16 protein-coding genes are annotated in these 14476 nt (G+C 69.3%); 12 read left to right on the top strand and 4 right to left on the bottom strand.

Annotated features, from left to right (window positions below; translation table 11 throughout):
• Positions 1-1038 (top strand): aldo/keto reductase, encoded by a 1038-nt coding sequence (locus ACFM35_RS07790; RefSeq protein ID WP_378840507.1) that lies wholly within the window; start codon positions 1-3, stop codon positions 1036-1038.
• An 80-nt stretch (positions 1039-1118) separates the two neighbouring features.
• Complete coding sequence (locus ACFM35_RS07785) at positions 1119-1721, top strand: histidine phosphatase family protein (protein ID WP_378840504.1); 603 nt, start codon at positions 1119-1121, stop codon at positions 1719-1721.
• On the opposite strand, the gene ACFM35_RS07780 is transcribed toward ACFM35_RS07785, so the two are convergent.
• Positions 1718-2194 carry a GNAT family N-acetyltransferase gene (locus tag ACFM35_RS07780; protein WP_378840501.1) on the bottom strand — a complete coding sequence of 159 codons (477 nt, stop codon included), beginning with the start codon at positions 2192-2194 and terminating at the stop codon, positions 1718-1720. The genes ACFM35_RS07785 and ACFM35_RS07780 overlap by 4 nt on opposite strands.
• A gap of 76 nt (positions 2195-2270) precedes the next feature.
• Between ACFM35_RS07780 and ACFM35_RS07775 the strand changes: the two genes are divergently transcribed.
• Together ACFM35_RS07775 and ACFM35_RS07770 are read left to right on the top strand one after the other, a co-directional pair.
• On the top strand, positions 2271-3089 hold the full coding sequence (locus ACFM35_RS07775; protein WP_378840499.1) for a 4-hydroxy-tetrahydrodipicolinate reductase: 819 nt from the start codon (positions 2271-2273) through the stop codon (positions 3087-3089).
• On the top strand, positions 3086-3544 hold the full coding sequence (locus ACFM35_RS07770) for a hypothetical protein (protein ID WP_378840496.1): 459 nt from the start codon (positions 3086-3088) through the stop codon (positions 3542-3544). The genes ACFM35_RS07775 and ACFM35_RS07770 overlap by 4 nt, the downstream gene beginning before the upstream one ends.
• Positions 3545-3546: 2 nt before the next feature.
• On the opposite strand, the gene ACFM35_RS07765 is transcribed toward ACFM35_RS07770, so the two are convergent.
• From ACFM35_RS07765 to ACFM35_RS07755, 3 genes are all read right to left on the bottom strand, one after another.
• Positions 3547-4452, bottom strand: coding sequence for a TIGR01777 family oxidoreductase (locus tag ACFM35_RS07765; protein WP_378840494.1), 906 nt, complete (start codon positions 4450-4452; stop codon positions 3547-3549).
• Positions 4445-4870, bottom strand: coding sequence for an OsmC family peroxiredoxin (locus ACFM35_RS07760; protein WP_378840493.1), 426 nt, complete (start codon positions 4868-4870; stop codon positions 4445-4447). The genes ACFM35_RS07765 and ACFM35_RS07760 overlap by 8 nt, the downstream gene beginning before the upstream one ends.
• Positions 4871-4992: 122 nt before the next feature.
• The gene (locus ACFM35_RS07755) at positions 4993-5430 is read right to left on the bottom strand and encodes a TlpA family protein disulfide reductase (RefSeq protein ID WP_378840491.1); all 438 of its coding nucleotides are present in this window, start codon (positions 5428-5430) and stop codon (positions 4993-4995) included.
• 95 nt (positions 5431-5525) lie between these two features.
• Here ACFM35_RS07755 and thyX point away from each other — a divergent pair, with 95 nt between their 5' ends.
• The 8 genes from thyX (at position 5526) to ACFM35_RS07715 (ending at position 14411) form a co-directional block, all read left to right on the top strand.
• Positions 5526-6266, top strand: a complete 741-nt coding sequence (gene thyX, locus ACFM35_RS07750) for an FAD-dependent thymidylate synthase (protein ID WP_378840489.1) — start codon at positions 5526-5528, stop codon at positions 6264-6266.
• Positions 6267-6302: 36 nt separating this feature from the next.
• On the top strand, positions 6303-7064 hold the full coding sequence (locus ACFM35_RS07745) for an SDR family NAD(P)-dependent oxidoreductase (RefSeq protein WP_378840486.1): 762 nt from the start codon (positions 6303-6305) through the stop codon (positions 7062-7064).
• A gap of 106 nt (positions 7065-7170) precedes the next feature.
• Positions 7171-8148, top strand: a complete 978-nt coding sequence (dapA, locus tag ACFM35_RS07740) for a 4-hydroxy-tetrahydrodipicolinate synthase (RefSeq protein WP_378840483.1) — start codon at positions 7171-7173, stop codon at positions 8146-8148.
• Between the two features lie 121 nt (positions 8149-8269).
• Complete coding sequence (locus tag ACFM35_RS07735; RefSeq protein WP_378840480.1) at positions 8270-9946, top strand: ribonuclease J; 1677 nt, start codon at positions 8270-8272, stop codon at positions 9944-9946.
• A 67-nt stretch (positions 9947-10013) separates the two neighbouring features.
• Positions 10014-10508, top strand: coding sequence for a GNAT family N-acetyltransferase (locus ACFM35_RS07730; protein ID WP_378840478.1), 495 nt, complete (start codon positions 10014-10016; stop codon positions 10506-10508).
• An 89-nt stretch (positions 10509-10597) separates the two neighbouring features.
• Entirely contained in the window at positions 10598-13324 is a 2727-nt protein-coding gene (locus ACFM35_RS07725; protein WP_378840475.1) for an FtsK/SpoIIIE family DNA translocase, read from the top strand.
• Entirely contained in the window at positions 13324-13893 is a 570-nt protein-coding gene (gene pgsA, locus ACFM35_RS07720) for a CDP-diacylglycerol--glycerol-3-phosphate 3-phosphatidyltransferase (protein ID WP_378840473.1), read from the top strand. Before ACFM35_RS07725 ends, pgsA begins: the two co-directional genes overlap by 1 nt.
• Complete coding sequence (locus ACFM35_RS07715; RefSeq protein ID WP_378840470.1) at positions 13890-14411, top strand: CinA family protein; 522 nt, start codon at positions 13890-13892, stop codon at positions 14409-14411. Before pgsA ends, ACFM35_RS07715 begins: the two co-directional genes overlap by 4 nt.
• Positions 14412-14476 lie beyond the last annotated feature (65 nt).

The following is a 14476-nucleotide window of genomic DNA, read 5'->3' as shown; positions in this document are numbered from 1 at the left end:
ATGGCTTTCTTCGGCGTAGGCGCATCGGCGGACTCCACGAGCCCGTCGCGTGCCGCTGCACCGCTGCCTCCGCATCCGTCCTCACCCATCCCGGTGCAGGGTCGCCCGCTCGGCGGCGGGGTCCGTGTTCCCTTCGGGGAGACGGGATGCTCGGTCTTCCCCCTCATCCTCGGGGGCGCCGAGTTCGGCTGGAACGTCGATCTCGACTCCAGCCACGACATCCTCGACACCTACACCGACCTCGGGGGCAATGTCGTCCACACCGCCGACAGCTACTCGGCGGGGCGCAGCGAGCACATCATCGGTCAGTGGATACACTCCCGCGGCGTGCGGGACGACATCGTCCTGATGGTGCGGATCGGCGGCCACCCCGACAACCCCGGGCTGGGTCCGGTCAATCTGGTGCGCGCTGTCGAGGCCGCTCTGACACGTCTGCGCACCGATCGCATCGATGTGCTGACGCTCGATGCGACCACCGACAGCGCGACGGCGCTGGAGGACACCCTGGCCACTGCCGAGTGGCTCGTGGAGTCGGGCAAGGTGCGTGCTCTCGGGGCGGCGGGCTACACCGCGGCTCAGCTCGTCGAGGCGCGCATCCTCGCATCGGCCGGGTTCCCCCGGATCACGGTGCTCGACGTGCCCTTCAACGTCCTGCGCCGCCACGACTTCGACGCCGACCTGCGCCTGGTGGCGGGAGCGCAGTCGATGGCCGTCACGCCGTCGCACGCGCTCGAGCACGGCTTCCTCTCGGGGCGCCACCGCACCCGACAGCGGACGATGCTCTCCGCCCGTGGCGCCCAGCTCGCGGCGAACATCAACCGCCGCGGCAGCCGAACCCTCCGCGCCCTCGACGCGGTCGGAACCGAGCTCGGGGTGCCCGATGCCGCTGTGGCGGTGGCCTGGCTCCTCGCGCAGCGTCTCGTCACGGCGCCCATCGTGAACGCCTACGCCCCCACGCAGGTCGAGGAGCTCGTGCAGGGCGTGGGGGTGCGACTCGGTCGCTCTCACCTCGCCGACATCGCACGAGCGTCCGAGTAGGTCAAGACCCTGTCACCGCGTACGGGGTGGCATAGGGTGACAACGTGTCCTGGACACCCACCTCGACGAAGTGAGCTTGCGTGACGCACTATCTGTACCTCGTGCGACACGGCGAGCACCAGGATGCCGAGCACGGCCTCGTGGACGGGCCGCTGTCGCCCCGCGGTCGCCGCCAGGCATCGCTCCTGGCGGATCGCCTCTCCGGAGTTCCCCTGAGCTCGGTGCTGCACTCCCCGCTGGAGCGCGCGAGCGAGACCGCCCGGGCCGTGGCCGACCGGTTGCCGTCCGTCGCGCCCGAACCCTCGGCGCTTCTGTTCGACTGCTATCCGACGGGTATGACCCCTGAGACGCCTTCCCATTTCGAGCCCTTCTTCGGTGCCGTCAGCGAAGCCGAGATCGAGGCGGGTCGAGCGCAGATGGACGATGCCGTGAGCGAGTTCCTCGTGCGCAAGCCCGGCGACGTGCACGAACTGCTCATCACGCACAACTTCGTCATCGCCTGGTTCGTGCGTGAAGTGCTGCAGGCACCCGAGTGGCGGTGGATGACGCTCAATCAGGCGCACTGCGGGTTGACGGTCATCGCCCAGAAGCAGGGTCGGCCGTGGACGCTGGTCACGCACAACGACCTCGCCCACCTGCCGTTCGAGCTGCGCACCGGACTGCCGGAGCAGCTCCCGGTCTAGTCGAGCGCCTTGGAGTACCAGCGCGTCGCATTGGGGTTCTCGTTGAAGCGCTCCGTCTCGACGAACCCCGACGTCCGGTAGAGACCGGCGGCGGCCTCCAGCGAGTGGTGGGTGTCGAGCACGAGTTCGCGCGCGTCCCACTCGCGGGCTCGACGCTCCAGGTCCTCCAGCATCAGGCGCCCCCAGCCCCGCCCCCGTGTGTCCGGGCGCAGATAGAGGTGCTTGACCTCGTAGCGGACGCCCCGCTCACCGTCGGCGATGCGGCGGATGCCTCCGCATCCGCGGGCCTGTCCCTCGTCATCACGGAGCACCACGAACGCGCCCGCGGGCGGAGTGAAGGTGGCGCGCGCCGGAAAGACCGGGGTGTAGACCTGATCCTGCGCGGCGAACCCGATCGTGCGGTCCTCGAAGTATTCCGCCAACAGCATGTGGGCGTCCGGCGCATCCGCGTCCGTTCTCTGCACTTGCACCATGCCGATAAGACTAGCCAGGGCCGCGCAGCTCGTGCCGCTCGGACCGTGGACGCCGGCACTCGTTAGGCTGAGTCCCATGACGACTCGAGTGGCCCTGGTCGGAGGCACCGGCAAGCTCGGCGGCATCATCCGCGAGGTGATCGACGCTGAGGCCGATTTCGACGTCGTCGCGGTGCTGAGTTCCCGTTCCGAGCTCTCCGAACTCGACGGAGCAGACCTGGTCGTCGATGCCTCTGTTCCGGCCGTGTCGATCGACGTCGTGCGCGCAGCCATCGATCGCGGGCTCAACGTGCTCGTCGCGACCTCCGGCTGGTCGGCGGAGAGGATCGCGCTCGTGCGCCCGTTGGTGGACGCCGCGGGCACGGGCGCCGTGTTCGTGCCGAACTTCTCGCTGGGTTCGGTGCTCGGGACCGCCCTCGCGGCCGCAGCGGCTCCGTTCTTCCCCTCGATCGAGATCATCGAGGCCCATCGCGAGACCAAGGTCGACTCGCCCAGCGGCACCGCCGTCCGCACGGCGGAGCTCATCGCGACGGCTCGCGCGGGCGTTGGACCCGTCGAGTCCCCCCACGTCGATCAGCGTGCGCGAGGCCAGCAGGTCGCGAGTGTGCCGATCCACTCCCTGCGACGCCCGGGCGTGATCGCCCGGCAGGACGCCGTGCTCTCGGGCCCGGGGGAGTCGCTCACGATCACCCACGACACGATCGAGCCGGCGCTCGCCTATGCCCCCGGCATCCGTCTGGCCCTGATCGCCGCGCGGGATGCCAACGGGGTGACGGTCGGACTCGACAGCTTCATCGACATCGGCATCCGCACGCCCGGGGTCGCCCCGCGACGCCTGGCACCTCTCGACGAGGGCGGTGTGCCCGGTCAGGTCGCCCGCACCACCGGCGCATGACCGCGCGCATCGGCGTCGCCGTCATGGCGGTGCTGCTCGCGCTCTACATCTTCCTGGTCGGGCAACGGGCGTACCTGCTTCTGGTCTCCGGGGAGCCGGTCGCGATCGCCATGGGGGTCGCCCTGATCGTGCTGCCGATCGTCGCCGTCTGGGCGCTGGGGCGCGAGCTCTGGTTCGGAGTGCGAGCGGAGCAGCTCGCCCGAAGGCTGGAGGCTGAGGGCGGCCTGCCGGAGGAGCCCGTCGACGTCCGGCCGAGCGGTCGCGTCATGCGCGAGGACGGTGACGCCGTGTTCCCGCGGTACAAGGCGGAGGTCGAAGCATCGCCGGAGTCCTGGCAGGCGCGCTTCCGCCTGGCGCTGGCGTACGACGCGGCCGGCGACCGGAAGCGGGCGAGGGCTGCGGTCCGGCACGCCATCTCGCTCGAGACCGCGGAACGCAGGTCGCGTCGCGCCTGACGTCAGTCGGCCAGGGCCGCCGTCACCGCGGACTCGACGGTGGGGTGGGAGAATTCGAAACCCGATGCCTCCAGCACTTTCGGTGCCACGTCGGCGTCGACCGTGAGCAGTGCTTCGGTCGCGTCCGCTCCCAGAGCGAGCTTCATGCCCCACACGGGCGCGCGCACGATGTAGGGCCGATTCATCTGCACGGCGAGGGCGAAGCCGAGGTCGTTCGCGGTCGCCCGCGTCGGCCCGGTGAGGTTGACCGGGCCCGCGACGTCGGTGTCGATGACGTGCCGGATCGCGCGCACTTCGTCCTCGAGTGAGATCCACGGCCACACCTGGGTTCCACGCCCGATGGGCCCGGAGACGCCGAGCCTGGTCAGCAGCAGGAGGGGCTTGAGCACGCCGTCACGGTGCACCACAGGTGCCGTCCGCAGCAGAGCGACCCGCGCCTCGGAACCGGCCGCGAGCGCCGCGGATTCCCATTCGCCGCAGAGATCGGCCAGGAACGACTCTCCGCGCGGAGAGCTCTCGTCGAGCGGTACGCCCGGCACCGACCCGTAGTAGCCGACGGCGGATGCCGACACGAAGGCCGGGGCATCCGTTCCCAGCTCCCGCACCGCGCGTGCGAGCACCTGCGTCGGCGTGATGCGCGACCACACGAGCGTGTTCTTGTACCTCGCGGTCCACGGGAAGCGGCCGATGCTCGCGCCGTTGAGGCCCACCACCGCGGCGGCTCCCGCCAGCACGGCGGGATCGAGCGGCGTGTCGTCCTCGAGCCACTGCACCTCGTGGGGCGACGTCGGGGCATGCCGCACGAGCGTCGTGACCGCCACGCCGTCCGCGCGCAACGACCGCGCCAGTGCCTCGCCGATCAGGCCCGACGCCCCGGCGAGCACCACCCGGGAGCCGGCGTCAGGCAAGCGTCGCCTCGAGCGTGATCTCGATGCCGGCCAGCGCCTGCGACACGGGGCAGCCCTGCTTGGCCTCATCGGCGATGCGAGCGAAGTCCTCGGCGCTCAGGCCGGGAACCGTGGCGTTGACGTTCAGGTGGCTGCCCGAGATGCCCTTCCCCGGCACGAAGGTGACGGATGCGGTGGTCTCGATGGTCTCCGGCGGGGTGCCGTTCTCCGCCAGGGCGTTCGACAGCGCCATGCTGAAGCACGAGGAGTGGGCCGCGGCGATGAGCTCTTCGGGCGTGGTGACCGAGGTGGAACCCTCGCTGCGCGCCTTCCAGTTGACGGGGAGCGGTCCCTGGTTGGAGCTCTCGAGCGCGACTTCGCCGCTTCCTTCGAAGAGCGTGCCCTTCCAGGTGGTGCTGGCTTCGCTGGTGACGGACATGGGAGCCTCCCGGGGTGACGGGCATCGACCGTCGATGCGCCTCGCGGTCAGCTTAACCTCGGGCGTCGGAGGCACGCGAGGGATTGACACCGCGGCCGTGAGGAGTGCCGCCGTGCAAGGGCTCAGGCCTCGGTCGCGCCGTCCGTGAGTCTGGCGAGCTCGAGCTCGATGACGTCGCGACGCGGAATGCCGCCGAACCGCGTCTGGATGGCTCCGTCGCGATCGAGGATGAGCGTGGTCGGCGTCTGCAGGACGCGGAAGTGCTTCGCGATGTCGGGCCGGTTCGTGAGGTCGACGTCGAGGTGCACGACGCCGCGGCGTCCGTCGGCCACCGCCGCGAGCTGACGATGCACGCCCGGGCAGCGTCCGCACGTCTCGGTGCTGAACTGGAGCAGGGTCGCGGCCTCGCCGAGCGGCGGCGCGCCGAGCCGCTCCGGCTGCACGATCTCGTGGGGGACGTGCGGCTTCGGGCGACGCTCGCGCCACCGCAGCAGCAGGCCGATGCCGATGGTCACCACCAGCAGCACCGTGAGTGCGAGGAGGGAGCCGAGGACCGTCACAACAGATCAGGCTATCCGGTTCCGCCTGAGTGGGACCGGTACGAGGTCGTGACGTCGCCGACGGCGCGCGGTCCGCCCCGGGTATGGTGGCAGGCGTGACTGATCCACAGAGCCCCGAGATCGAGTTCCGCAGCGATGTCACGGTCGAGCTGGTGCGCTCGAGCGCCGCCGATTCCGACGTGCTGTTCGCCGCCCGGGTGTCGACGCAGGGGGAGCAGACGCTCGACGCGGCGGCTGCCGGCACCGAAGCATCCGTCCGCGATCGCGGCCTCATCAACTACCTGATGCGGGACCGCCACGGCTCGCCGTTCGAGCACAACTCGATGACGTTCTACGTGCAGGCACCCATCTTCGTGTTCCGCGAGTTCATGCGCCATCGCATCGCCTCGTACAACGAGGAATCGGGCCGTTATCGGGAGCTTCGTCCCGTCTTCTATGTGCCGTCGCCGCAGCGCAACCTCCTCCAGGTCGGCAAGCCCGGTGCGTACGAATTCCTCCCGGGCACCCCCGAGCAGGTCTCTCTGGTCGATGAGACGACCCGCGCGGCATCCGTCTCCGCGTACGAGGCCTACCAGCGGATGCTCGAGGCGGGCGTCGCGCGTGAGGTCGCCCGCATCGTGCTGCCGCTCAACATCTTCTCGTCGATGTACGTGACGATGAACGCCCGTGCGCTGATGAACTTCCTGTCGCTGCGGACGAAGGCGGAGGGCACGCATTTCCCGTCGTTCCCGCAGCGCGAGATCGAGATGTGCGCGGAGAAGATGGAGACGTTCTTCGCCGAGCTCATGCCGATGACGCACGCCGCCTTCAACACCAACGGCCGAGTCGCGCCCTAGCGCGGGCTGTCTGCTCGGTCGCCTACGCTGGCGGGCATGAAGACCGCCCTCATCACCGGTGCGAGCTCCGGACTCGGCGCCGAGTACGCCCGCCAGCTGGCCGCCCGCGGGGCCGATCTGGTGCTGGTCGCCCGCACCGCGGCCACTCTCGAGTCGGTGGCGGCGGCGATCGAGGCCGAGTGGGGTGTGCGCTGCGAGATCCTCGTGGCCGATCTGTCCCGGAGTGCGGATGTGGGTCGCGTGGCGGCGCGGCTGGCAGATGGCGGGCAGCCGATCGAGGTGCTCGTCAACAACGCGGGATTCGGTCTGTCTCTGGACTTCGAGCGCAACGAGATCGACGACGAAGTGGCGCATCTCGCGGTGCACGTGGAGGCACCCATGCGGCTCATGCACGCCGCTCTCGACCCGATGCTGGCGCGGGGGAGCGGCCGCATCATCAACGTCGCCTCTGTGGCGGGGTTCATCCCTCGGTCGACCTACGGCGCCTGCAAGGCGTGGGTGATCAGCTTCAGCCGGTGGGCGAATGCACGATATGCGGCGGACGGCGTGACCGTGACGGCCGTCTGTCCGGGTTTCGTCCACACGAACTTCCACGAGCGGCTGGGGCTGCCGCCGGGCGAAGAGGGGGTGAGTCCCTGGATGTGGCTGAACGCCCCGCAGGTCGTCGCGGAATCGCTTCGTGACGCGGCGCGCGGCAGGGCGGTGTCGATCCCGTCTCTGCGCTACAAGGTGCTGACGGGTCTCGCGCGGATGATCCCGGCCTCGGTCGCCGCACGGGTCGGCACCCGGGGCCGCTGACAGCTCCGCCGTCTCCGCATCATGTGGGCCCGGCGGTCTCGCCGGCCGGACCAGGCGGCGCGAACCTGGGCCGCCGAGACCGGGACCCACCCGATAGCCTGGAAGCATGACGCACACGGGCAACCCTTTCGGACAGGTTCTCGTCGCTCTGATCACCCCGATGACAGCCGACGGCGAGGTCGATTGGCCCGCGGTCGAGAAGCACATCGACGATGTGATCTCGGCCGGTGCCGACGGCATCGTCGTGACGGGCACGACGGGGGAGACGAGCACGCTCACCGACCCCGAGAAGATCCGCCTCGTAGAGGTCGGCAAGCAGGTCTCGGGCGGCCGCGCCGCGATCATCACGGGCGGCGGGTCGAATGAGACCGCGCACGCCATCGAGCTCTACAAGGCCAGCGAGAAGGCCGGCGCGGACGGCATCATGATCGTGACGCCGTACTACAACAAGCCCACGCAGGCGGGCATCCTGACACACTTCCGATTGGTCGCCGACGCGACCGATCTGCCGGTCATCCTGTACGACATCCCGGGCCGCACCGGTGTGCCCATCAAGTACGAGACCATCCTCCGCCTCGCCAAGCATCCGAACATCCTCGCCGTGAAGGATGCGAAAGGCGACTTCAGCGAAGTGAGTCGCGTGCTCAATCAGACCGATCTGATGTACTTCTCCGGAGACGACGCGAACGTGCTGCCGCATCTCGCGATCGGAGCCACCGGGCTGATCGGCGTGACCGCGAACATCGCGCCGGCGCCCTATCGGACGATCATCGACGCCGTCAACGCCGGAGACCTCCAGACGGCGACCGCCGCCCACATGCAGCTCGAGCCGCTCGTGCGCGCCACGATGACCCACGTGCCGGGCACCGTCGCAGCGAAGTACATCCTGCACGGACTCGGCCGCATCTCGAGTCCGCGTGTCCGCCTCCCGCTCGTCGGTCCCGAGGAGTGGGAGGCCGCGGCGATCGAAGACGAGCTCGCTCTGGTCAGGAACGTCCCCGGTGCGGACTTCTCGAACTTCCGTCCCGACCGCAATGCCGCCGCCGGCGGCGCGCTGCCGAAGGTCTCGGGCACCACCCGCTGATGACCGACGTGCCCCGCTCCGAGAGTCCCGCCGCCGGGGCCGTCGGCGCGGAGTGCACGGCACCCCCACTCACCCACTGAATCGACGGATGCCGCGCGTCGGCATCTCCCAGGAGGCACCCATGCCCAGAACCGTGTACGACCCGCCCGCCCTCACCACCGGAACGCTGCGGGTCACCCCGCTCGGCGGTCTCGGAGAGATCGGCCGCAACATGACCGTCTTCGAGTACGGCGGCAAGCTGCTGATCGTCGACTGCGGCGTGCTCTTCCCGGAGGAGCATCAGCCCGGCGTCGACCTGATCCTGCCCGACTTCGAGCCGATCAAGAACCGCCTCGACGACATCGTGGCCGTCGTGCTCACCCACGGTCACGAAGACCACATCGGTGCGGTGCCCTACCTTCTGAAGCTGAAGCGCGACATCCCCCTGATCGGCTCCGGCCTCACGCTCGCTCTGGTCGAGGCGAAGCTCAAAGAGCACCGCATCAAGCCCTACACCCTCACGGTGACCGAGGGTCAGCACGAGAAGGTCGGCCCGTTCGAGCTCGAGTTCGTCGCGGTCAACCACTCGATCCCCGATGCTCTGGCCGTCGCGATCACGACCCCCGCGGGTACGGTGCTCGCGACCGGCGACTTCAAGATGGACCAGCTGCCGCTCGATGGCCGCCTCACCGATCTGCGCGCGTTCGCACGACTCGGCGAGAAGGGTGTCGACCTCTTCCTGGTGGATTCCACGAACGCCGATGTGCCCGGTTTCACACCGCTCGAGCGCAGCATCGGCCCGGTGCTCGACCAGGTCATCGGCAAGGCTCCGCGGCGCGTGATCGTGGCGAGCTTCTCCAGCCACGTGCACCGTGTGCAGCAGGTCCTGGATGCGGCGGCCCTTCATGGCCGCCGGGTGGCCCTCCTCGGCCGCAGCATGCTGCGCAACATGACGATCGCGGAGGACCTCGGCTACCTGCACGTGCCGGAGGGCATCCTGATCGACTACAAGAAGGCGCGCGACCTCCCGGACGACAAGATCGTCTACATGTCCACGGGTTCGCAGGGCGAGCCCATGGCGGTGCTGAGCCGTATGGCCAACAACGACCACGAGATCGAGCCCGGCCCCGGTGACACGGTCATCCTCGCGTCCAGCCTCATCCCCGGCAACGAGAACGCGGTGTACCGCGTGATCGACGGTCTGACCAAACTCGGCGCCAACGTCGTGCACAAGGGCAACGCGAAGGTGCACGTCTCCGGACACGCCGCCGCGGGCGAGCTGCTCTACTGCTACAACATCCTCAAACCCAAGAACGTGCTCCCCGTCCACGGCGAGTACCGGCACCTGATGGCGAACGCGAAGCTCGCCCAGGACACGGGTGTGCCCGCGGAGCGCACCATCATCGGCGAGAACGGGACGGTCATCGATCTGCGCGACGGACTCGCGTCGGTCGTCGGGCAGCTCGATCTCGGCTTCGTCTACGTCGACGGCTCGACGGTCGGCGAGATCACGGATGCCGATCTCAAGGATCGCCGGACACTCGGCGAAGAGGGCTTCATCTCGGTCATCGTCGTCATCGATTCCGCGACCGGGCGGGTGATCACGGGTCCCGAGATCCACGCCCGCGGCGTCGCCGAAGACGATCGTGTGTTCGACGCCGTCAAACCCAAGATCGCCGCGGCGCTCGCCGACGCCGCTCAGTCCGGCGTCCGTGACACGCACGCGTTGTCGCAGGTCGTGCGCCGCACGATCGGCCGTTGGGTGAGCCAGTCGCTGCGCCGTCGTCCGATGATCGTGCCGCTGGTCATCGAGGCCTGAGACGGGAGAGCGGATGCTGCGGCCGACGTCGGGTCGCAGCATCGGCTCTGCTCGGTAAACTCCCCGCATGCCCTCGACCTTCAGCGTCCGTCCCGCCACGCGGGCGGACGGCGCGTTCCTCGGCGACATGGTCGTCGAGGCGGCGAACTGGAGGCCGGGCGCGGCGCGGCCGAAGCACGACATCCTCTCGAGCCCTGAGCACAGCAGGTATCTCGCGGGGTGGATGCGCCCGAGCGACGCGGGGTTCGTCGCGATCGCGACCCACGGCGAGCCGATCGGAGCGGCCTGGTACCGGATGCTGCCGCGCACCGATCCCGGATTCGCCTATGTCGGCACCGGTGTCCCCGAGATGGTGATGGGCGTCCGGCCCATCTGGCGTGCGCACGGCGTCGGACGCATGCTGCTGCAGAGCCTCGGGGAGAAGGCGCGCGCCGACGGATACGCGCGCCTCAGCCTCAGCGTGGAGCGGGGGAATTTCGCGGTGACGCTCTACCGCAGCGAGGGGTTCGCCGTGACCCAGCCCGGCGTCGGCCGCGACACGATGGTCAAGCGCCTGCAGTAGCGGCAATCCGAGTCACACCCGTCACATGCGTCACGATGGCCTCGCGTCTATCCGGGCAAATCGGGGTGGAGCGGCCTAGCGTGGACACCATGGCCAGGAGCACCAATCCGACCACCAGTGGTCGCGCGTCCGCGAAGGCGTCTCCGCCGCGCGCCCGAAAAGCCGATCCCAAGCCCGCGCCCGCCCCCAAACGGTACGTCGGCGAGCCCGAGAGGCCGCCTGTCGTGGTGCGCGCGTGGCTCGGACTGGCGCACGCGACGGGCGGCGTCTACCGCACCTTCGGCCCGGAGACACTCGAGAAGGATCAGCGCCGAGACGGGTTCCCCTTCCTGCTCGTGCTCCTGGCGGCCGTCGGTGCGGTCATCGAGTGGTTCTTCATCGGCACCGACGTCGCCGCCGCCATCAGCGCCTACTCGGTCGGCGGTCTCCTCGGACGCACGGCGTTCGTCCTGCCGGTCTTCCTGCTCGTGCTGGCCGGCTGGCTGTTCCGGCATCCGTCTTCCGTGCACGACAACGGCAGGATCGGCATCGGCTTCGGATTGTTCCTCTGGACGATCGCGGGTTTCTGCCACGTGCTCGGCGACCGCCCGGCGCCCAAGGACGGCCTGCCCGCGCTCAGCGAGGCGGGCGGGCTGTTCGGCTGGATGATCGGGGAGCCGCTCGCACTCGGACTCACCGCGATCGGCGCGTGCGCCGTGCTGGGGCTTCTCACGATCCTCAGCATCCTGATCCTGACGAAGACCCCGCCCAACCACATCGGTCGTCGTCTCGGCGATCTCTACGCGTGGATGTTCGACGCGGAACGCCCCGACCCCGCCGCGAAGGGTCCGGTGTTCGCCGAGACCGGTGACACGAAGGTCGCGGATGCTGCGGCATCCGACCCCTCATTGCCCTGGTGGCGACGCAACAAGACCGGACGCGAAGAGGACCCGGACGACGGCGTGCTGTCGCAGGACCTCACCGAGCTCCTGCCCGTCGGATCTTCGGAGGGCGCTTTCGATCAGGCGATCCAGCCGCCCGTGCCGCCGCTTCCCGTCATGCCGGACGCCCTGACTGAAGTGATCGCCACCTCGGCCGCGGCACCCGTCATCCCCCCGCGCAAGAGCCGCGGCGACACCTCGCTGCGCGACGACAGCCCGGACTCCGACGACATGCTGCCGGGGCTTTCGGGGATCGGCAGCGATTCCGAGGGGATGCCTCCCGCCTCGCTGTATCGCCTGCCCTCGACGGCGACCCTCGCAGCCGGCACGCCGCACAAGGCGCGCTCCGCAGCCAACGACGAGATCGTCCGCGCCATCACCAGCGTGCTCGACCAATTCCAGGTCGACGCACGGGTGACCGGGTTCTCGCGCGGACCGACGGTGACCCAGTACGAGATCGAGGTCGGCCCCGGCGTCAAAGTCGAGCGCATCACCGCCCTCACCAACAACATCGCCTATGCCGTGGCGTCCAATGAGGTGCGCATCCTCGCCCCGATCCCCGGCAAGAGCGCGATCGGCGTCGAGATCCCGAACACCGACCGCGAGATGGTGACGCTCGGCGACGTCCTGCGCTCGCAGGCGGCCGCGTCCAGCACCCATCCCATGACGATCGGCGTCGGCAAGGACGTCGGCGGCGGATACGTGGTGGCCAACCTCGCGAAGATGCCCCACCTCCTCGTGGCGGGCTCGACCGGATCGGGAAAGTCCAGCTTCGTGAACTCGATGATCACGAGCCTGCTCATGCGTGCCAAGCCGTCCGAGGTGCGCATGGTCCTGATCGACCCGAAGCGCGTCGAGCTCACGTCCTACGCCGGGGTGCCCCACCTGATCACCCCGATCATCACGAACCCGAAGAAGGCCGCCGAGGCGCTCCAGTGGGTCGTGAAGGAGATGGACATGCGGTACGACGATCTCGCGTCGTTCGGCTTCCGACACATCGACGACTTCAACAGGGCGGTCGTGGCGGACGAGATCATCCTCCCGCCGGGCAGTGAGCGGGTCCTCAAGCCCTACCCCTACCTCCTCGTCGTCGTCGACGAGCTCGCCGACCTCATGATGGTGGCGCCGCGCGACGTCGAGGATTCGATCGTCCGGATCACACAGCTCGCCCGGGCGAGCGGGATCCACCTCGTGCTCGCCACGCAGCGCCCCTCGGTCGATGTGGTCACCGGCCTCATCAAGGCCAACGTGCCGTCCCGCCTCGCCTTCGCCGTCACCAGCGTGACCGACAGCCGCGTCATCCTCGATCAGCCGGGTGCCGACCGGCTCATCGGTCAGGGGGACGCGCTCTTCCTGCCGATGGGGACGTCGAAGTCGATCCGCGTGCAGGGCGCCTGGGTCAGCGAGGCCGAGATCGAGAAGGTCGTCAAATACGTCACCGCGCAGGCCCGTCCGGAGTACCGCTCCGACGTCGCCGTCGAAGCGCAGAAGAAGCAGGTCGACGCCGACATCGGCGACGACCTCGAATTGCTCCTCGCCGCGGCCGAGCTGGTGGTTTCCACCCAGTTCGGCTCGACCTCGATGCTGCAGCGCAAGCTGCGTGTGGGCTTCGCCAAGGCCGGCCGCCTCATGGATCTGTTGGAGTCGCGCGAGATCGTCGGACCGTCGGAAGGGTCCAAGGCCCGCGACCTGCTGGTGTCCGTCGAGCAGCTTCCCGGTGTGCTGGCCCGTCTGCGGGGCGACGATGCACCCGCTGCCGCCGCGACGCCCGCCGGCGATGGCGCACCGCTTCGCCCGGCCGCGCCCGCCGACCCGGTCGATGCGCAGTTCGAGGGGTATCCGATCGTCGAGGAGGACGGCGACGAGGATGCCTGGGGTCTGACGGGACGCGACTGATGGCCGTCCCGCGGCAGCTGCCGAACGCGATCACGATCGCCCGGATCCTCCTCGCGCCGGTCTTCCTGTGGATGCTCCTCGCCGACGGCGGCGCCGACGGGCCTCTGCGCTGGTGGGCCGCGGTGCTGTTCATCGTCGCCATCGCCACCGACGGCATCGACGGCTATATCGCGCGCAGATATGAGATCGTCACCGACCTCGGCAAGCTGCTCGACCCGATCGCCGACAAGGTGCTCACGGGCTTCGCGTTCATCGGGCTCTCCATCCTCCTCGAGCTCCCCTGGTGGGTGACGATCATCGTCCTGATCCGCGAAGTCGGCATCACCGTGTATCGCTTCATGGTCGTGAGCGATCACGTGCTGGCCGCCGCGTGGATGGGAAAGCTCAAGACGGTCGCTCAGTCGGTCGCGCTGTCGCTCGCTCTCCTCCCACTCGCGTCGGTCGTCGGGGATTGGATCGTCTGGGTCAACATCGTGACGATGTGGATCGCGGTGATACTCACGATCGCCAGCGGCCTGGACTACGTGATCACCGAGGCCCGTGCAGCCCGCTCGAAGAAGCGTCCGTGACAACGCCCTCGGGGGATGTCGAGGGGGGTGAGGTCGACTTCCCGCACGATGCGCAGCGTCTGCTGTCGGCGCTGCGCGAGCGCGGATGGTCGCTCGCGGTCGCGGAATCGCTCACCGGGGGGCTGCTCGCGGCATCCGTCGTCGCCGTCCCCGGCGCGTCCGCATCTTTTCGCGGGGGAGTGGTCGCCTACGCCACCGAGGTGAAGCACACCGTGCTCGGTGTGGACGCCGGCCTGCTGGCCGCACACGGTCCCGTGCACCCCGATGTGGCCGCGCAGATGGCCGTGGGGGTTCGGCGAGCGCTCGAGGGCGCAGACGGCCCTGTAGACGTCGGCATCGCGACGACCGGTATCGCCGGACCGCAGTCCCCGGACGGGCAGCCCGTGGGTACGGTCCACATCGGCGTCGCCACCCCCGACGGCATTTCCGTGCGCTCGCTGACGCTGCGGGGGACGCGCGACGAGATCCGGACGCAGACCGTCCGGCTGGCCCTCGCCACCGCATCCGCCTCGCTCTGACACCGCGCGCCCGTGCGGGAATAGGCCGTGTTTCCGCTCGGTTACATTCGGCGATTCCCACCCTT

The sequence above is a fragment of the Microbacterium songi genome, assembly GCF_042747925.1.
In the GTDB taxonomy this organism is placed as follows: domain Bacteria; phylum Actinomycetota; class Actinomycetes; order Actinomycetales; family Microbacteriaceae; genus Microbacterium.
The sequence above is the reverse complement of the archived record's forward strand: the minus strand, read 5'-3'. Positions and strand labels throughout refer to the sequence as shown.